Annotated in this window: 18 protein-coding genes and 1 tRNA gene; 10 read left to right on the plus strand and 9 right to left on the minus strand. The window is 69.8% G+C overall.

From position 1 onward, the window contains the following. The first annotated feature begins 236 nt into the window (after positions 1–236). Both QZL85_RS00005 and QZL85_RS00010 read left to right on the plus strand, forming a co-directional pair. Positions 237–1394 carry a DNA polymerase III subunit delta' gene (locus tag QZL85_RS00005; RefSeq protein WP_295572083.1) on the plus strand — a complete coding sequence of 386 codons (1158 nt, stop codon included), beginning with the start codon at positions 237–239 and terminating at the stop codon, positions 1392–1394. Continuing rightward, positions 1391–2941 carry an alpha/beta hydrolase gene (locus tag QZL85_RS00010; RefSeq protein WP_295572087.1) on the plus strand — a complete coding sequence of 517 codons (1551 nt, stop codon included), beginning with the start codon at positions 1391–1393 and terminating at the stop codon, positions 2939–2941. The genes QZL85_RS00005 and QZL85_RS00010 overlap by 4 nt, the downstream gene beginning before the upstream one ends. A 40-nt stretch (positions 2942–2981) precedes the next feature. On the opposite strand, the gene QZL85_RS00015 is transcribed toward QZL85_RS00010, so the two are convergent. From QZL85_RS00015 to QZL85_RS00025, 3 genes are all read right to left on the minus strand, one after another. After that, positions 2982–3641 (minus strand): methionine ABC transporter permease, encoded by a 660-nt coding sequence (locus QZL85_RS00015; RefSeq protein WP_295572089.1) that lies wholly within the window; start codon positions 3639–3641, stop codon positions 2982–2984. Continuing rightward, on the minus strand, positions 3634–4674 hold the full coding sequence (locus QZL85_RS00020) for a methionine ABC transporter ATP-binding protein (RefSeq protein WP_295572091.1): 1041 nt from the start codon (positions 4672–4674) through the stop codon (positions 3634–3636). Before QZL85_RS00020 ends, QZL85_RS00015 begins: the two co-directional genes overlap by 8 nt. Before the next feature lie 84 nt (positions 4675–4758). Further along, positions 4759–5658 carry a MetQ/NlpA family ABC transporter substrate-binding protein gene (locus tag QZL85_RS00025; RefSeq protein WP_295572094.1) on the minus strand — a complete coding sequence of 300 codons (900 nt, stop codon included), beginning with the start codon at positions 5656–5658 and terminating at the stop codon, positions 4759–4761. A 224-nt stretch (positions 5659–5882) separates the two neighbouring features. Between QZL85_RS00025 and QZL85_RS00030 the strand changes: the two genes are divergently transcribed. Then, positions 5883–5958: transfer RNA gene (locus QZL85_RS00030), tRNA-Thr, on the plus strand. A gap of 12 nt (positions 5959–5970) precedes the next feature. Here QZL85_RS00030 and QZL85_RS00035 read toward each other — a convergent pair. Then, entirely contained in the window at positions 5971–6786 is an 816-nt protein-coding gene (locus tag QZL85_RS00035; protein ID WP_295572096.1) for a hypothetical protein, read from the minus strand. 135 nt (positions 6787–6921) lie between these two features. Here QZL85_RS00035 and QZL85_RS00040 point away from each other — a divergent pair, with 135 nt between their 5' ends. Further along, positions 6922–7317 (plus strand): hypothetical protein, encoded by a 396-nt coding sequence (locus QZL85_RS00040; RefSeq protein ID WP_295572097.1) that lies wholly within the window; start codon positions 6922–6924, stop codon positions 7315–7317. A gap of 17 nt (positions 7318–7334) precedes the next feature. Here the strand turns inward: QZL85_RS00040 and QZL85_RS00045 are convergent, their stop codons facing one another. Further along, positions 7335–8240, minus strand: coding sequence for an EamA family transporter (locus QZL85_RS00045; protein ID WP_295572099.1), 906 nt, complete (start codon positions 8238–8240; stop codon positions 7335–7337). Between the two features lie 59 nt (positions 8241–8299). Between QZL85_RS00045 and QZL85_RS00050 the strand changes: the two genes are divergently transcribed. The 3 genes from QZL85_RS00050 to QZL85_RS00060 are packed head-to-tail and all read left to right on the plus strand — an operon-like array spanning position 8300 to position 11873. After that, entirely contained in the window at positions 8300–10546 is a 2247-nt protein-coding gene (locus QZL85_RS00050; protein WP_295572100.1) for an efflux RND transporter permease subunit, read from the plus strand. Next, positions 10543–11121, plus strand: coding sequence for an isochorismatase family protein (locus tag QZL85_RS00055; RefSeq protein ID WP_295572103.1), 579 nt, complete (start codon positions 10543–10545; stop codon positions 11119–11121). The genes QZL85_RS00050 and QZL85_RS00055 overlap by 4 nt, the downstream gene beginning before the upstream one ends. Then, entirely contained in the window at positions 11118–11873 is a 756-nt protein-coding gene (locus tag QZL85_RS00060; protein WP_295572105.1) for a DUF2510 domain-containing protein, read from the plus strand. Before QZL85_RS00055 ends, QZL85_RS00060 begins: the two co-directional genes overlap by 4 nt. An 18-nt stretch (positions 11874–11891) precedes the next feature. Here the strand turns inward: QZL85_RS00060 and QZL85_RS00065 are convergent, their stop codons facing one another. The 4 genes from QZL85_RS00065 to QZL85_RS00080 form a co-directional block, all read right to left on the minus strand. Then, a complete protein-coding gene (locus tag QZL85_RS00065; protein WP_295572107.1) occupies positions 11892–12308 on the minus strand; it encodes a DUF6855 family protein in 417 nt (138 codons plus the stop codon). 10 nt (positions 12309–12318) lie between these two features. Continuing rightward, complete coding sequence (locus QZL85_RS00070; protein ID WP_295572110.1) at positions 12319–12462, minus strand: hypothetical protein; 144 nt, start codon at positions 12460–12462, stop codon at positions 12319–12321. Positions 12463–12474: 12 nt separating this feature from the next. Further along, a complete protein-coding gene (locus QZL85_RS00075) occupies positions 12475–13023 on the minus strand; it encodes a hypothetical protein (protein WP_295572113.1) in 549 nt (182 codons plus the stop codon). Positions 13024–13105: 82 nt separating this feature from the next. Next, complete coding sequence (locus tag QZL85_RS00080; protein WP_295572115.1) at positions 13106–13936, minus strand: TetR/AcrR family transcriptional regulator; 831 nt, start codon at positions 13934–13936, stop codon at positions 13106–13108. 119 nt (positions 13937–14055) lie between these two features. Between QZL85_RS00080 and QZL85_RS00085 the strand changes: the two genes are divergently transcribed. The 3 genes from QZL85_RS00085 to QZL85_RS00095 are packed head-to-tail and all read left to right on the plus strand — an operon-like array spanning position 14056 to position 17168. Further along, positions 14056–15342, plus strand: coding sequence for an extracellular solute-binding protein (locus QZL85_RS00085; protein WP_295572117.1), 1287 nt, complete (start codon positions 14056–14058; stop codon positions 15340–15342). Between the two features lie 4 nt (positions 15343–15346). Then, positions 15347–16273, plus strand: a complete 927-nt coding sequence (locus QZL85_RS00090; RefSeq protein ID WP_295572120.1) for a carbohydrate ABC transporter permease — start codon at positions 15347–15349, stop codon at positions 16271–16273. 1 nt (position 16274) lies between these two features. Then, positions 16275–17168 carry a carbohydrate ABC transporter permease gene (locus QZL85_RS00095; protein WP_295572123.1) on the plus strand — a complete coding sequence of 298 codons (894 nt, stop codon included), beginning with the start codon at positions 16275–16277 and terminating at the stop codon, positions 17166–17168. Positions 17169–17170: the final 2 nt, after the last annotated feature.

Below are 17170 nucleotides of genomic sequence, written 5' to 3' on the forward strand. Positions count from 1 at the left end.
GTCGCCGCGGGTGAACCGGGGTCGGTCTCTTGATCCGCGGCAAATAATGGGTCGACGGGCCCGGAACCCGCACTTCGCCACGGGTGAAGCCCTGCGGGCGCCGACCGACCGGTCACCCGCGGATGAAGGCACCCAGGCTCCGCATCCTGAGCCCGGGCCCGGAACCTCCCGCGAAGCCTCCTCCACAGGCCGCCGCCAGCGCGGCGGGGTCGGCGCCAGCGCCTAGGCTGGTCCGCATGGAGTCCGCCCCCCTCGTCCACGAGCTGCCGTGGACCGATGTGTGGGGCCAGGACGCCGCGGTCGCCCAGCTCAAAGCCGCCGCAGAAGACCCGACGCAGCTCGCGCACGCGTGGCTCATCACGGGGCCTCCGGGCTCCGGACGCTCCACCCTCGCCTACGCCTTCGCCGCCGCGCTCATCGCCGAACCCGGCGACGACAACGCCATGCGCCAGGTCTTGGCCGGTACGCATCCCGACCTCACCGCGCTGCGCACCGAGGGCGTCATCATCTCCATCAAGGACGCCCGCGCCCTCGTCGAGCGCTCGTACTTCTCGCCCTCGCTGGGCCGCCACCGGGTCATCGTCATGGAGGATGCGGACCGCATGGTCGAGCGCACCAGCAACGTCCTGCTGAAAGCCCTCGAGGAGCCGCCCGAGGGGACCGTCTGGGTCCTCTGCGCGCCGAGCGACGCCGACCTGCTCCCCACGATCCGGTCCCGCGTCCGCACGCTGCGCCTCCGCGAGCCCGACGTCTCCGACGTCGCCCGGCTCATCGTCGCCCGGACGGGCGTCGACGAGGTCACGGCGGAGCAGTCCGCCCGCCTGGCGCAGCGTCACATCGGCATGGCGCAGCGCCTCGCGACCGACGCCGATGCCCGCGCCCGCCGCGACGAGACCCTCCGTGCGGTCCTCCGCGTCCGGGGTGTCGGCGACGCCGTCGAGGTCGCCGCGCGCATCGTCGCGCTCGCGACCGACGACGCCAAGACCCTCACCGCCGAGCGCGACGAGGCCGAGCGCGAATCCCTCCTCCGCACCCTCGGCATCGCGCCGGGCGCCGCCGTGCCCCCCGCCGTCCGCGGTCAGCTGAACGCTCTCGAGGACGACCAGAAGCGTCGCGCGACACGCAGTCTCCGGGACGGCATCGACCGCGTGCTCACCGACCTCGAGTCGATGTACCGCGACACGCTCATGCTGCAGCTGCGTCCCGACGCCGAGCTCATCAACCGAGAGATCGGCGCCGACCTCGCCGCTCTCGCGAAGGCCTGGACGGCGCAGCGCACGCTCACGGTGCTCGACCAGATCTCCACCACCCGGACGAACCTCGAAGGCAACGCCGCGCCCGCGCTCGCACTCGAGAGCATGCTCGTGACCGTCGCGAGCGGAAGGACCCCGTGAACCGCAGAGCCCGCGTGCTCGCCGCCCTGGCCACCCTGGCCGCTGCGTGCGTGACCCTGACCGCATGCGTCATCCCCGGCGCCACCGCCGACCGGCTCCCGGCTCCCGATCGCGCGCCGGTCATCGCCGGCATCGCCGCCGACCTCCTCCCGTACTACGGTCAGCAGCTCGACTGGACGGCCTGCGAGGGCGCGGACGAGGGCAGCTACTACTGCACGACAGTCACGGCTCCGCTGGACTGGTCGGCCCCGGATGCCGGTGAGCTCGAGCTGGCCGTCATCGTGCGGATCGGTGACAGCGGAGAGTCGACGGCATCCCTGCTCACCAACCCGGGCGGGCCCGGCGCGAGCGGCTACGACCTGGTCGCCGACTCGGCCGTCTTCGCCGTGGGGGAGAAGCTCGCCGAGGCCTACGACGTCGTCGGGTTCGACCCGCGCGGCGTCGGACGCTCGACGGCCGTCACGTGCCTGGACACCGACGGCATGGACGCCTACCTGTTCGACATCCCCGCCGATCCGCGGGGCAGCGACGGCTGGACGGACGAGCTCACACAGCGCAACGAGGAGTTCGCGGCGGCGTGCGAGGCGGGCAGCCACGGCATCCTGCCGTTCATCACCACCGTCAACGCGGCGCACGACATGGACCTGCTCCGCGCCGTGCTCGGCGACGACGAGCTGACGTACCTCGGCTACTCGTACGGGACGTTCCTCGGCGCCACGTACGCGCAGCTCTTCCCCGACCGCGTCGGGCGACTCGTGCTGGACGGCGCGATCGACCCCTCGGTGTCCGGGCTGGAGGTCGGCACCACGCAGGCGATCGGCTTCGAGTCCGCGCTGCGCGCCTACATGGCCGACTGCCTCACCGATCGCGAGTGCCCCTTCCGCGGCACCGTCGACGACGCGATGGCCGACCTCGGCACGCTGCTCGCAAGCGTGGACAGGACACCGCTCCGAAACGACGACGGGCGGATGCTGGGCGCCGACTCGCTGATGACCGGCATCGTCGCGGCACTGTACTCGCAGGACAGCTGGACCTACCTCACGCAGGCCCTCGGCCAGGCGCTCAGCGGTGACCCCGAGTTCGCGTTCTTCCTCGCGGACTTCTACTACAACCGCAGCGAATCCGGGTACGACGACAACTCCACCGAGGCGTTCCGCGCGTACAACTGCATGGACTACCCGGCTGAGACGGACGCCGCCGCCGAGGACGCCGCCGACGCCCTCATCGCCGAGAAGGCACCGACGATCGCACCGTACTGGACCGGAGTCGACGCCTGCGAGGTGTGGCCCTACCCGCCCACGGGCACCCGTGGCGAGATCGCCGCCGAAGGCGCTGCCCCGATCGTCGTCGTCGGCACGACGAACGACCCCGCGACACCCTACGAATGGTCGGTGTCTCTCGCGGAGCAGCTCGCTTCGGGGGTGCTCGTCACCCGCGAAGGGGAGGGGCACACCGGCTTCAACAAGGGCAGCGACTGCGTCGACGACGCGGTCGAGACCTATCTCCTCGAGGGCACCGTTCCGACGGACGGCCTCGTCTGCCGCTGACCGCAGCGGCGCGCGGGCATCCCGGCGACGAGGGGGCGCGCTACCGCCGCAGGACCCGCCGCGCGAGCGCGTTGCCGAAGAACTGCACGCCCTGCACGATGACGACGATGATCAGCACGGCCGCCCACGTCACCCACGGGTTGAACTGCTTGAACCCGTAGACGATCGCGAACTCGCCGAGGCCGCCGGCCGCGACGGCGCCGGCCATCGCCGTCATGTCCACGAGCGCCACGACCACGAACGTGTAGCCGAGGACGAGCGGGCCGAGGGCCTCGCGCGGGACGAGTCGGAACAGGATCCGTGACCGGCTCGCGCCCGCCGCGCGCGCCGCCTCGATGACGCCGGGACGCACGGTGAGGAGGTTCTGCTCCACGATTCGGCTGATCGCGAAGAGCGACGCGATCGTGATCGCGAAGATCCCGAACGTGACGCCGATGCCCGGGATCCCGACGCTGCGCGCGAGCGGCTGCACCGCCGCGAGCAGGATGATGAACGGGATCGGGCGGATCGTGTTGACGATGACGTTCAGGATGCCGAAGACCACCTTGTTCGGGAACAGGCTCCCGTCGCGCGTCGCGTAGAGCGCCATGCCGAGCACGAGCCCGCCGAGTCCGCCGAGGATGAGGGCGAGCGAGGCGACGTAGAGAGTCTCGGCGGTGGCCGCCCAGAGCTCGGGCAGCAGATCGATGAGCCTATCCACGGACGGCCTCCTCTTCGTGCAGGGGTGCGAACGCGGATGCCGCGTCGATGGCGCGCTGCACGGCATCCGGCTCACCCGCGAGGGCGAGGGTCAGGTGCCCGAACACGCGCCCGCGGATGTCGTTGATGCCCCCGTGCACGACTTCGAAGCGCACGCCCTCGCCTGCGAGGGCGGCGAACACGTCGGCCTGTGCGCCTTCGCCGTCGCGCACCCGGAAGGTCACGATCCGGCCGGGATGGCGCTCGCGCAGCGTCTGCAGCTGCGCGCCGACGGGCACCTCCTCGATGATGCTCGCGACGAAGCGGCGGGTCGCGGGATGCTGCGGGGCGGCGAGGATGTCGAAGACGGCGCCCGATTCGATGACCCGCCCGCGCTCCATCACGACGACGCGGTCGGCGATGCTGCGGATCACCTCCATCTCGTGCGTGATGACGAGGATCGTGATGCCGAACTCGACGTTGACGCGCTTCAGCAGCGCGAGCACCTCCTGCGTCGTATCCGGATCGAGGGCGCTCGTGGCCTCGTCGGCGAGGAGGATGCGCGGACTCGTCGCGAGGGCGCGGGCGATGCCGACGCGCTGCTTCTGTCCGCCGGACAGCTGCTCCGGGTAGCTGCGGGCCTTGTCGGCGAGGCCGACGAAGCGCAGCAGCTCCTCGACGCGCGCCCGGATCTCGGCCCGTGGCCGGCCGGCGATCTCGAGCGGGTACGCCACGTTGCCGGCGACGGTCCGTGAGTCGAAGAGGTTGAACTGCTGGAAGATCATGCCGATGTCGCCGCGGAGCCGTCGCAGCTCGCGCTCACGCATCCGGGTGATGTCGGTCCCGTCGATCTCCACGGCGCCGGACGTGGGTGCCTCGAGAGCGTTGACGAGCCGGAGCACGGTGCTCTTCCCAGCGCCGGAGTAGCCGATGATGCCGCAGATCTCGCCCGCTTCGATCGACAGCGACACGTCGTCGACGGCGGTGACGGGCGCGGCGTCCTTGCCGGCGGGCGGGAAGGACTTGGTCACGCCGGTCAGGCGGATGAGCGTCATGGGTGCTCCTCGACGATGGTGCGAGAGGGTAGGGCGGGAATGCGTATGCGGCCCGGTCGCAGGACCGGGCCGCATACAGGGGCCTTACTGGTTGGCGCGGATGTCGTCCTCGACGTCGTTCAGTGACGTGACGAGGTCGGCGACCGGCGTCTTGACGAGCACGGCGGTGCCGCCGGAGGTCTCGAGCACGCCGTCCTGGACCGACTGGGTCTCCTGGAAGATCTCGACGAGCTTGAGGTACGTCGGGTTGTCGGCGTCCTCGGCCTTGGCCGCGAAGATGTTGATGTACGGGAAGGCGGCCGGGTCGGCGGGGTCGTCCTGCGCGAGCAGCTCGTCCTCGGTGAGGCCCGACTTCGTCACGAAGTCGTTGTTGACGATGGCGCCGGCGAAGTCCGGCAGCGACGAGGCTGTGAAGTCGGCGTCGACGGCCTCGACCGTGACGGTGGACGCGGCGGCGTCGATGTCGGCGACGGTCGAGAAGATCGAGCCGCCGTCCTCGAGTTCGATGAGGCCGGCCGACTGCAGCACGAGGAGGGCGCGCGCCTGGTTCGACTCGTCGTTGGGGACCGCGATGGTCTCGCCCTCCGGGATGTCGGCGACGTCGTCGTACTTCGTCGAGTACAGGCCCAGCGGGTAGATGGCGGTGGCGCCGATCGGCTGCAGATCGTCGTCCGCGGCGACGTTGTAGGTGGCCAGGTAGATGATGTGCTGGAACTGGTTGAGGTCCAGCTCGCCCGCGGAGACGGCGGGGTTGGGCTGGTCGTAGGCGGTGAAGTCGACGATCTCGACCTCGATGCCCTCTTCGGCGGCGGCCTCGGTGTAGAGCTCCCAGTAGGGGTCGCCCGCGCCGACGACGCCGATGCGGACCGGCCCGGTGGTGGCCTCATCCGTGCTGCCGGCGTCGCTTGCCGTACCGGCGCATGCGCCCAGAGCCAGGGCCAGAGGGAGGAGGAGGGCTGCTGCGGACAGCGACTTCTTGGACATGTGGTGCTCCTTGGGGGGTCAGGGCACCTCGTCGGGCGCGGAACGCCACGAGAGTCGGCGGGTACCGCGCTCGCCTCGTCGCGGTGCCTCATCGACCGTACGTCGCACGGCGCGCGGTCTCGACTCGCGCGTAACAGTCCGACACCGGCGGCGCACCCGCGTGGTTCGCGACGCCCCGATGAACCCTGTAAGATCGTTGATCGTGCAACGCGCAAGCGAAGCGCGCCACCTTAGCTCAGACGGCAGAGCGATTCACTCGTAATGAATAGGTCAAGGGTTCGATTCCCTTAGGTGGCTCCACACATCCTCGCATCAGTCGCGTTCGCCCAGCGGCTGGGTGCCGGTGCCGCTCGGCACGGTGTCGACGGCGACGAGTTCCTCCCGTGATCCGGGGTCGCCCGCGACGCCGATGGCGAGGACGGGACCGAGGCCCGGTGCGTAGAACTTCAGCTCCGCGACGTCGGGTTCCAGGGTGATCGTGTCCCACGTGAGCAGGACGTCGGTGTAGTGGCCGAGAGGGGTGTCCGCCATCGCGTCGATGCTGAGCACGGCGCCGTTGTCCTCCGCCTCGCCCTCGAAGTACTCCTGGCGGTAGGCCATCCCCGGCTCCGGGTCGGCGGGTATCGCGATGCCGGGCAGCGCCCCGTCGACACCGGCTTCGAAGGACCCTTCGCGCGAGGTGATCCGGCCGTTCTCGAACTCGGCGGTGTCCTCGCCGAGATACCAGATGGCGCCGTCGGCATCCTGCGCGTACCAATCGAAGGTGTCCTCGACGATCTCGTCTCCGCGCAGGACGGTGTCGCGCACCACGCGGGCGGTGATGCCGTTCGCGATCTCCCGGGTGGCCGATGTGACCGTGACCGTCACCGTCAACTCGGCGCCGTCGGCCTCCACTTCGCGGTAGGTCCACCGCGTGCCGGGCTTCATCGGCCAGTAGGGGTTGTCGATCTCCGTCGTGAACTCCCCGGGCACGAGCTCGACGGGCTCGTCCCCGACGGGCAGGTCGGCCGGGTCGTGGATGCTGCCCGAGGGCACTGGCGGCCCCGTCTGCGCCCCGCATCCCACCATCATCAGACCGCTCGCCGCGATCGCAACCGCAGCGCCCATCGTGCGCCCCGCTTTCCCCATGATCTGCTCCTCGCCTCGTGACGCCTCGCGTCGATGGCTCCCATGGTGCGCCTCCGGTGCTGACGCGCACCTGAACGCGCGCGCACGCCCGGTGCGATCGTGGTGAACCCCCCTGTTCGAGTACGATCGGAGCCGATGGACACAGCCCTCGACATCCTGCTCGAGGTCTTCTCGTGGCTCGGCCTCGGCGCGGGAGTTCTCCTGGCCGCCGTCGCCGTCATCCTGTGGGCCGTCGACGGCACCTGGCTTCCCGCCGATGCGATCGTCGATCACGAAGACGACGGCACAGTCGTCCGCTGGTTCGACGCCGACGGAGACGCCAACTCCGCCCACGCGTCACCGGCGGAAGCGCAGCACCTCGCCGGCGCCGACCGCACCCCGATCTGGTATCGGCACGGCTGGCGCGGACGGATGCGGCTCACGCGCCGCGCCGCCGGGTTCCGCGCCGTCGTCTGGGCAGCGGCGAGCATGCTGGCCCTGGGCGTCCTGGCGCTCACGGCCTCCTGGATCCTGCTCTTCGCGCGCGGCTGAAGACCGGACGCAGCGGGTCAGCCGATCGCGAGCAGCGCGCCGGCCGCGAGGGCCAGGGTGAGCCCGATCCACTGGACGCGCGCGATGCGCTCCCGGAGCACGACCGCGGCGAGCAGGACGGTGCCGGCCGGATACAGCGCCGTGAGGGCCGAGACGACGGCGAGGTCTCCGCCGGACCGGAGCGCGAGGAGCAGCAGCACGTTGGCGGAGGCGTCGACGAGTCCGCAGACCAGCGCGATCGTCCACGCGCGGCCGGCCATCATCCCTCGACCGGCGCCCCCGTGCGCCGTTCCGAGCGCCGCCGCTGCCCGCACGCCGCGTCGCCGTGCCGCGATCACCACGACGAGGACCACGGCGCCGGTGATGAGCACATTGACGCCGCGGTTCAACAGCAGCGGCAGGACGCCGCTCGCCTCGCTCGTCTGGTCGATGAGGATGAGGAACGCGCCGATCGAGAGCCCCGACCCGACCGCCATGAGAAGCCCCCGCGCGCTCGGGCGGGCGACCGACTCGCCGGGGAGGAACGCCACGAGCACGATCGCGACGAGGGCCAGCGCGAGCCCGGCGTAGCCCGCACCGCTGAGACGCTCGCCGCCGATGAGAATTCCCCACAGCATGGGGGCGATCGCGGACACCACCGCCGTGACGGGGGAGAGGATGCTCATCGGGCCGATGGCGAGACACGCATACAGCAGGCCGATCGCGAGGGCGCCGGTCACGCCCGAGAGCGCGCCCCACAGCGCGTCCGAGGCCGACCACGCACCACCGAGCACGGGAAGCAGGAGCGCGAGCACCGCGAGCCCGGAGAGCGCGGACGTCGCCGTCACCGCGACCGGCCGGATACGGCGCGCGGCCAGGCCGCCGAGGAAGTCCGCCGCCCCGTAGACGAGGGCGCCCAGCAGGGCGAGGGCGGCGGCGATCATGGTGGCGCCAGCCTAAAGCGAAATTGGCAGGAACCGAGATTGCTAGATAAGCTAGCAATATGTCGTCCTCCGTGAAACCGTCCCGCTGGCTGCGCATCGGCATCCCGCTTCTGCTGGTCCTCATCTGGACCGCCGGCGGTTCGATCGGCGGACCGTACTTCGGCAAGGTCAGCGAAGTCGCCACGAACGACCAGTCGACGTTCCTGCCCTCCAGCGCCGAGGCGACGCAGGTGCAGGAGCGGCTGTCCGACTTCACCGGCGGCGACACCATCCCCGCGGTCGTCGTCATCTCCGGCGATGCCGAGCTCGACGAGGGCCAGATCGCCGAGCTGGCCGACCTCGCCGACGAGATCGGCTCCATCGACGGCGTCGGCGATGTCTCTCCGCCCCTTTCCTCCGACGACGGCGAAGCCGTGCAGATCTTCGTGCCCCTGGACTCGTCGGGCGAGATCGGCGACCTCGTCGCCGAGGTGCGCGCCCTCGTGCAGGACAACCTCCCCGAGGGCATGGAGGGCTGGGTCACCGGGCCCGCCGGATTCACCGCCGACCTCGTCAAGGGCTTCCTCGGCATCGACGGGCTGCTGCTGATCGTCGCGCTCGGCGCCGTGTTCGTCATCCTCGTGATCGTGTACCGGTCGCCCCTGCTGCCCGTGCTCGTCCTCATGACGTCGCTGTTCGCACTCTGCGTCGCGCTGCTGACGGTGTGGTGGCTCGCCAAGGCCGACATCGTCGTGCTCAACGGCCAGGTCCAGGGCATTCTCTTCATCCTCGTCATCGGCGCCGCGACCGACTATGCGCTGCTCTATGTCGCCCGCTTCCGCGAAGCGATCGGGGGAGGGCTCCGTCGATGGGATGCCACGGTCCAGGCGTGGAAGGGCGCGTTCGAGCCGATCCTCGCCTCGGGCGGCACGGTCATCGCGGGTCTCCTCTGCCTCCTGCTGAGCGACCTCGCGAGCAACCGCGCGCTCGGACCCATCGCCTCGATCGGCATCGCCTTCTCGATGCTCTCGGCGCTCACCTTCCTGCCGGCGCTCCTGGCCCTCTGCGGCCGCGCCGCGTTCTGGCCCTTCGTCCCGAAGACGGCGGGCATCGAGCTGCCGAAGGACTTCACCCAGCCCGTCAAGGGCTTCTGGGCACGTCAGGCGCGCCTCGTCGCCCGTCACTCGCGTCCGGTGTGGATCATCTCGACTCTTCTGCTGCTCGCGATGGCCGCCGGCGTCTTCCAGCTGAAAGCCGACGGCGTGCCCGCGAGCGACCTCGTCCTCGGGGCCTCCGAGGCCCGCGACGGCCAGCAGGAGCTCGCCGAGCACTTCCCGGCCGGCTCCGGCAGCCCGGCGTACGTCATCGTCGCCGAGGAGAGCCTCGCCGGCGCCGTGGCGGTGCTCACCGACGAGGTCGGCGTCGCCTCGATCGCCGTCACCTCCGCGGACTCGCCCACGGGCCAGGCATCGGTCGAGCTGCAGGACGGCGAAGCCGTGCTCACCGCCGTCGGCCCGCCCGGGACCCCGGCGCCGGAGGCCACGGTCTCCGACGGCGACGTGCTCCTCGCGGCGACCCTCGCGGACAAGGCCGACTCCCTCGAGGCCGAGCAGACCGTCCGCGACCTCCGCGCAGCCTTCACGGACGAGCTCGGCGACGGCGTCGCGCTCGTCGGCGGCACCACAGCGGTCGACCTCGACACGAACGACACGTCGATCCGAGACCGCACGGTGATCATCCCGGTGATCCTCGTCGTGGTGCTGCTGATCCTCATGCTCCTCCTCCGTGCGATCGTCGCGCCGGTGATCCTCATCCTGAGCGTCATCGTCTCCTTCGGTGCGGCGATGGGCGTGAGCGCGCTCGTCTTCAACCACGTCTTCCAGTTCCCGGGCGGCGATCCCGCGGTCCCGCTGTACGGGTTCGTGTTCCTCGTCGCCCTCGGCATCGACTACAACATCTTCCTGATGTCGCGGGTGCGCGAGGAATCGCTGAAGCACGGCACCCGTGCCGGCATCCTGCGCGGGCTCGTCGCGACGGGCGGTGTGATCACCTCGGCCGGATTGGTGCTGGCGGCGACGTTCGCAGCCCTCGGCGTCATCCCCATCCTGTTCCTCGCCCAGCTGGCGTTCATCGTCGCCTTCGGCGTGCTGCTCGACACGTTCGTCGTGCGGTCCCTGCTCGTCCCCGCACTGTCGCACGACATCGGGCGCGCGATCTGGTGGCCGTCGAAGCTGTCGCGCTTCGCCGGCGAGGAGGACGCCGTCGTGGCGCGCGAGGAGCCTGAGGAGATGACCCGCGCGGAGTACCGGCGTACGCTCGGAGAATGACCAGAGCGCTGTTCATCGTCGATGTGCAGAACGACTTCACGGAGGGCGGTGCCCTCGGCGTCGACGGCGGTGACGCGGTCGCCGAGGGCATCACCGCCTACCTGAGTGCGCATGCGGGGGAGTACGCCCTCATCGTCGCCTCACGGGACTGGCACGACGCGGATTCGGATAACGGCGGCCACTTCGCCGCGGAGCCCGACTTCGCGGGGACCTGGCCCGTGCATTGCGTCGCAGACACCGACGGCGCCGCGTACGATCCGGGTCTCGACACGACCGCCGTCACCCACCACGTGAAGAAGGGCCAGGGCAAGCCCGCCTATTCGCTCTTCGAAGGCGTGACGGATGCCGGTGAGACGGTCGGCGACCTGCTCGCCGCGCACGGCGTCGTCGACGTCGACGTCGTGGGGCTCGCGACCGACTACTGCGTGAAGGCATCCGCGATGGATGCCATCGAGCACGGTCGGCACGTGCGCATCCTGACCGATCTCGTCGCCGGCGTCGCTCCCGAGACGAGCGAAGCCGCCCTTGCCGAACTCGCCCATGCGGGCGCCGAACTCCAGGAGAGTGCCCGATGAGTCCTCAGGTTCCCGCCGGCTGGTACCCCGACCCGACCGACCCCTCGCGCGTCCGCTGGTGGGACGGATCGTACTGGGGTCAGCAGGCGGCACCGGCCGGAGCGGCCGCGCCGCCGGTGGATGCCGCGCCCACCGTCCCGGCCCCGGCTGAGCAGGCTCCGACCTACGCCACCCCTGCGCCGTCCTACGCCACGCCCACGCCGTCAGCGGCGCCCGCCGTCACCCCGTGGCCGACCGCAGCACCACCGGTCGCGCGCTCCGGCCCGTCGGCGCCCGGTGTCGCGACCGACACCATCTGGATCTACCTCGCGATCATCGCCGGCACGCTGCCGATGTTCACGATCTTCCTCATGGACTGGGACGGCTACATCGACGTCATGGTCGAGATGTCCGGTCGCCCGTCGTCCGCGGCCGCGAGCGCCATGATGACGTGGGTCGGCGGCATCCTGCTGATCACGCTGCTGTCATACGCGTTCCTGGGTCTGTCGGTGCTCTTCGCCTGGTTCGACTGGCGCGAACTGCGCAAGCGCGGCATCGACAAGCCCTTCCACTGGGCGTTCGCGTTCTTCGCCCTCGTGGTCACGATCGGCGTCTACGTGATCGGCCGCACGGTCGTCGTGAAGCGCGAGACGGGCAAGGGGCTCACCCCGCTGTGGGTGTGGATCGCCGCGACCGTGCTCGGCTTCGTCGTCATCTCGGTGTGGAGCATCACGTTCACGCAGCAGCTTCTGGAGCGCATCCCGGTCAACTGACCGATCGCGGGATGCCGGTCACCCCGTCGGGATCGCCCGGACGCGATTGTTGCGCGGGTTGTGCTCGAGTTCGACGAGTCCGAGCGCCTCGAGGAGCGGCGGAAGGTACATGCCGAAGCGGCCCCGGTAACCCTTGCGCTGGCCGTACCAGCCACCGACCGGGTTGTCCTCCGATCGCCCCCACGCCTCGACCGATTCGGGTGCCGGCTCCTTCTTCTCGTCCGCGGCTCCCAGTGCCACCCAGTCTCCGCGGCGCAGGAGTTCCGTGTGGAGGTCCTCGATCGCGCGGGCGAGATACGTGAGCCTGGTCGATCCCACCTGGCACACCAGGAGCGCCGGGTCGCTGTCGTCGTCCCGGTGGATCGTGTAGTCCGCGGTCTTCAGCATCCACGGGTCCGCCGCGGTGCCCGCACCCGACCAGTGCTGCTGCGTCATCGTCGCTCTCCTACTCGACCCCGAAGGGCTCGACCTTTCCCTGTTGCGGCGGAGCTTCCTCGTCGAGCTCCCACTCGGGCTGTCCGGTGGGGTCTTTGATGCAGTTGCCCAGCGCGGTCCGGATGTAGCCCGGAGGGCAGTCACCAGAGGTCATGTCATGCTCCCTTCATTCGACGATCTCGACTCTGATCGGGGGATCCGTGGGCGGATTGACCGAGGCGCCGGTCAGGGCGAGGAGCGACGTGCCCCACGCGCCGGCCAGCAGGGTGAACCCGACGATGAGTGTCCACGAGCGGACCTTGAGCCTCGTCTGCGTGTGGCGTGCGGCGGTGAGCTCATTGCGGAGGATCGCCTCCTGGAGATCGACCGGGTGATAGTCGAGCATCGTCGCGAAGAACTCCTGGTTCGTGATCCCGAGGACCTTCAGCGGCCAGAGCAGCGCCAGCCCGGCGACCGCAGCGAGCACGGAGAGGACGATCCCGACGATGCCCCACGTCGACGTGTCGGTCCTCCCGCCTTGGATGCCCCCGAGAATCCCCGCGGCACCGATCAGCACGGTCGCCCGCGTCTGGATGCCATCCATGCGGGCGGCAGCTCGATCGCGCTCGCGCCTCGTGGATTCGAGGAGCACCTGGATGCGCTTCTCGATCGCGGCGACGTCGGTCACCGCCGGGCGAGCGGGCCGTGCCGCGCCGAACCACCGCAGTATCCGCATGCCCACCCCCCGAGCTACGGCCAATACAGCCAAAGTGCGCGCGCCGCGCAAGGGGTCGGCAGTCCCCGCGGGACCGCGTCGGTCACTCGGTGCGTCGGCTGTGATCCTCGACATCGGGCTCGGCCCGCAGGATGTCGGCGATCTCCTCCTCGGGGCGAGGGGCGATGTTCTCGTCCTCCTCGAGTTCCGGGATCGTCGGTTCATCCGGATTCGGGACGTGCTTCGGGGAGAGGTGCTCGTTCTCGGGGGACATGGCGATCCCTTCGGTCGTCGGCTTCGCGCCAGGGGCGGGGATCTCGAGCAGATGCAGGAAGTCCTCGAACAAGCCCACCATGTCGACCGCGTCGGGGTCCAGTAGCCATTGCAGCTGCAGGCCGTCCATCATGGCGGTGACGAGCTGGCCCACCCGGCGCGGGTCGAGGTCCTTGCGCAGCTCTCCGTCGGCCTGCAGGCGCGAGAACGAGGTGTCGTCCTGGTGCCGGATCTGCCGATAGCGCTCGCGGACCGACTCATGGGCCGGATGCTGTGGGTCGGTCGCCTCCGCCGACAGCACGACGTGCAGAGCGACGAGGCCGGGGGACTGGGCGTTGCGGGCGACCTGGTCGCGCATCGTGTCGACGAACGGCACTCCCGCCGCCTCGGACGCTTCGCGGCGCAGACGATCGATCTCGTCGCGCTCCGCGATGGTGGCGGCCAGGAGGCCCACCTTCGACCCGAAGTGGTGCAGCAGGCCGGCGTCGGAGATGCCGACACGGCGCGCGATCTCCCGCAGGGACGTTCCGCGGTAGCCCTGCTCGCCGAACACCTCGACGGCGGTCGACAGGATCGTCGTCCGTCTTCGGTCGCCGCGTACCCGCCGCAGATCGGGGCGCGCAGCCGCGTCGGGTACCGCCGCAGCATCTTCGTCGGTCATGCGCAACTCCCTTGCGAGCGATTCCATGTCAGTCTATGGTGAACAAACTAAGCGAGCAATCGCTAAGTTAGTTTCGGCAGGGCGACACGTCGTCGCCCACACTCAACGAGGAGGACCCCATGAAGATGGGACGCAAAGCGCTCACGATCGGAGCGATCGGCATCGTCGGCCTGCTGGCCCTGTCCGGCTGCGGCCGCGCCGACGACGCGGGCACGGACGACGCGGCCGAGACCGCGACGATCGACGATTCGCCCGCGACCGGCGAGATCACGGTCTGGGCGATGGGCGAAGAGGGCGAGAACCTCGGCGCCTTCGCCGATGCCTTCATCGAGGACAACCCCGACGCCACCGTGACGGTCACCAACATCCCGTGGGCCGACGTCATGACGAAGTACCAGACCGCCGTCGCCGCCGGCACGGTGCCCGATGCGATCATGATCGGCTCGTCCCTCCTGCCGTCCATGGTCGCCGCCGGTGGCCTCGCCGCCGTTCCGGACGGCCTCGTCGACGACGACAGCTTCAACGAGACCGCCCTCGAGTCGACCGAGGTCGAGGGCACCGCCTACGCCGTGCCGTGGTACGTCGAGACCCGCGTCATGTACTACCGCACGGATCTCGCCGAGAAGGCCGGCGTCGAGCCGCCCGCCACATGGGACGACCTCACCGCGTTCGGCGAGGCGATGAAGGCCAACGGCGCGCAGTACGGCATCCAGCTGCCGATGGGCGACGCGGAGGACTCCACCCAGGTCATCCTGCCCTTCTACGCGCAGGCCGGTGGCGAGGTTCTGAACGACGAGGGCGACGCCTACGCCTGGGATGAGGCCGCGCTGACCGACGCGCTCGACTACTACGCCTCGTTCTTCACCGAGGGCCTCGCACCCATGTCCGGCTACGGCGACGCGCAGACCGCGGCGTTCGCCGACGGCTCGAACCCGTCGTTCATCTCCGGTCCGTGGATGATCGGCGTGCTCGGGGACCAGGAGTCTCCGGAGTGGGTCGAGGAGAACGTCGGCACCGCCCCCGTGCCGACCGGCGCCGACAACAACGACTCCTACCTCGGTGGTGGACACCTCGGCGTGTTCGAGGATGCCGAGAACGCCGACGGCGCGTGGAAGCTCATCCGCTGGCTGTCCGACGCCGACACGCAGCAGGCCTGGTTCGAGCAGGTGAACGCCCTTCCCGCCGTCAGCTCTGCGCTGGACGCGGAGCCGTTCACGTCGGACCCGCGCCTGACGGTGCTCAACGACCAGCTGGAGAACACCGTGGCCCCGCCGTCGGTGCCGAGCTGGAACGAGATGTCGGCCTTCATCGAGACCGAGGCCGAGAAGGTCGCCAACGGTGGCAGCGCCGCGGACGCGGCTGCGGCCATCATCTCCAAGGCCGAGTCCCTCGGCACGGGCTGGTAACACCATGGCGCTCGCTCCGACGAGCGCGGCTGGGCGGCGAGGAGGATTCGCCGCCCAGCGGCGCCGCACCGCGGTGGCGGCCTGGCTGTTCGCCCTGCCGTTCGTCGCGATCTTCGCGGTGTTCATGCTGGGCCCGCTGATCGGCTCGTTCGCGATGTCGTTCACCGATCTCGGGGTGAAGGACCTGCGGACGCCCTTCGCGGTCAACCCCGTCGGGTTCGACAACTTCGTCGCCCTCTTCCAGGACGAGCTGTTCGTCAAGTCGATCTTCAACACGTTCTACTTCGTCATCGTCGGCATCCCGCTGACGATGGCGGCGGGACTGCTTCTGGCGGTCGCCCTCAACTCGGGTATCGAGAAGTTCCGGAGCGTCTTCCGCGTCGGCTACTACACACCGGTCGTCACCTCGATCGTCGCGGTCGCCGTCGTGTGGCGCTTCATCCTGCAGGACTCCGGCCTCGCGAACACCGTGCTCTCCTGGGTGGGCATCGACGGCCCCGATTGGCTGAACGACCCGTTCTGGGCCATGCCGTCGATCATCGCGATGGGCGTCTGGCGCAATATGGGCACGCTCATGATCATCTTCCTGGCGGGGCTCCAGGCGGTTCCGCGCGAGCTGTACGAGGCCGCCGAGGTAGACGGCGCGGGGTCGTGGCGACGGTTCACCGGCATCACCCTGCCGCTCATGCGCCCGACGCTCCTGCTCGGAGCCGTGCTGCTGTCCGTCGGGTTCCTGCAGGTGTTCGAGGAGCCGTTCGTCATGACCCAGGGCGGGCCGCTGAACTCCACCCTGAGCATCAGCTACTACGTCTACAACCAGTTCGGCTACGGCGACTACTCGCTGGCATCCGCTGCCGCCTACGTGCTGTTCGCGTTCATCGCGGCGCTGTCGGCCGTGCAGTTCCGCCTGCTGCGTTCGAAGGACAACTGACATGGCCACCATCACCGAGACCGCCGTCGCGGCGACTGCGACCACGGAGGACCGTCGGCCCCGCAGCCGCAGCCGCCGCCCCGACTGGTCGCGCGGTGCGACGTACATCGCGCTGACCATCGGGCTCATCATCACCCTGATGCCGTTCATCTGGATGCTGCTCGGCAGCTTCAAGACCCAGGGGGAGCTGCTGCAGCGCCCCATCACGTGGTGGCCTGAGCAGGCGACGCTCGACAACTATTCGCGCTGGCTCACGCAGCTGGACTACGGGCAGTTCTTCTTCAACTCCGTCGTCGTCGCCCTCGTGGTCGTGCTCGGCAACATCGCGTTCTGCTCGATGGTCGCCTACGCGCTGGCGAAGATGCAGTTCCCCGGCAAGAAGGTGCTGTTCGTCCTGGTGCTGCTGACCCTCATGGTGCCGGGCGTCGTGACACTGGTGCCGATGTTCGTCCTCGTGGCCAACATGGGGCTCGTGAACACCTACCCGGCGCTGATCCTGCCGTTCCTGGCAGGTCCGCTCGGCGTCTTCCTCATGCGGCAGTTCATCATGGGCGTCCCCGATGCGCTGCTGGAAGCCGCGCGGATCGACGGCGCGGGCGAGTTCCGCATCTTCCTGCGCATCGTCATGCCGCAGTGCGGGCCGGCGATCGCGACGCTCGCGATCCTGACGTTCCTGGGCTCGTGGAACAACTTCCTGTGGCCCCTCGTGGTCGCGCAGACCGAGCAGATGTACACCCTCCCGGTCGCGCTGTCGCTCTACTCGGTCGGCTCGAACGGCACCTTCTACGGCCTCCTCATGGCCGGCTCGGTGCTCGTCGTCACGCCGATCCTCATCCTGTTCCTCTTCCTCCAGCGCTACTTCGTGCAGGGAATCGCCATGACCGGGCTCAAGTGAGC

It is taken from the genome of uncultured Microbacterium sp., from assembly GCF_900078385.1.
Taxonomy (GTDB): domain Bacteria; phylum Actinomycetota; class Actinomycetes; order Actinomycetales; family Microbacteriaceae; genus Microbacterium.

What these genes read in the sequence shown, in the direction of transcription:
- QZL85_RS00095 (WP_295572123.1), top strand. Translation starts at nt 16,275, where the DNA reads ATGGCCACCATCACCGAGACCGCCGTCGCGGCGACTGCGACCACGGAG.
- QZL85_RS00065 (WP_295572107.1), bottom strand. Translation starts at nt 12,308, where the DNA reads ATGACGCAGCAGCACTGGTCGGGTGCGGGCACCGCGGCGGACCCGTGG.
- QZL85_RS00055 (WP_295572103.1), top strand. Translation starts at nt 10,543, where the DNA reads ATGACCAGAGCGCTGTTCATCGTCGATGTGCAGAACGACTTCACGGAG.
- QZL85_RS00075 (WP_295572113.1), bottom strand. Translation starts at nt 13,023, where the DNA reads ATGCGGATACTGCGGTGGTTCGGCGCGGCACGGCCCGCTCGCCCGGCG.
- QZL85_RS00085 (WP_295572117.1), top strand. Translation starts at nt 14,056, where the DNA reads ATGAAGATGGGACGCAAAGCGCTCACGATCGGAGCGATCGGCATCGTC.
- QZL85_RS00050 (WP_295572100.1), top strand. Translation starts at nt 8,300, where the DNA reads ATGTCGTCCTCCGTGAAACCGTCCCGCTGGCTGCGCATCGGCATCCCG.
- QZL85_RS00005 (WP_295572083.1), top strand. Translation starts at nt 237, where the DNA reads ATGGAGTCCGCCCCCCTCGTCCACGAGCTGCCGTGGACCGATGTGTGG.
- QZL85_RS00045 (WP_295572099.1), bottom strand. Translation starts at nt 8,240, where the DNA reads ATGATCGCCGCCGCCCTCGCCCTGCTGGGCGCCCTCGTCTACGGGGCG.
- QZL85_RS00090 (WP_295572120.1), top strand. Translation starts at nt 15,347, where the DNA reads ATGGCGCTCGCTCCGACGAGCGCGGCTGGGCGGCGAGGAGGATTCGCC.
- QZL85_RS00080 (WP_295572115.1), bottom strand. Translation starts at nt 13,936, where the DNA reads ATGACCGACGAAGATGCTGCGGCGGTACCCGACGCGGCTGCGCGCCCC.
- QZL85_RS00040 (WP_295572097.1), top strand. Translation starts at nt 6,922, where the DNA reads ATGGACACAGCCCTCGACATCCTGCTCGAGGTCTTCTCGTGGCTCGGC.
- QZL85_RS00070 (WP_295572110.1), bottom strand. Translation starts at nt 12,462, where the DNA reads ATGACCTCTGGTGACTGCCCTCCGGGCTACATCCGGACCGCGCTGGGC.
- QZL85_RS00060 (WP_295572105.1), top strand. Translation starts at nt 11,118, where the DNA reads ATGAGTCCTCAGGTTCCCGCCGGCTGGTACCCCGACCCGACCGACCCC.
- QZL85_RS00020 (WP_295572091.1), bottom strand. Translation starts at nt 4,674, where the DNA reads ATGACGCTCATCCGCCTGACCGGCGTGACCAAGTCCTTCCCGCCCGCC.
- QZL85_RS00025 (WP_295572094.1), bottom strand. Translation starts at nt 5,658, where the DNA reads ATGTCCAAGAAGTCGCTGTCCGCAGCAGCCCTCCTCCTCCCTCTGGCC.
- QZL85_RS00035 (WP_295572096.1), bottom strand. Translation starts at nt 6,786, where the DNA reads ATGGGGAAAGCGGGGCGCACGATGGGCGCTGCGGTTGCGATCGCGGCG.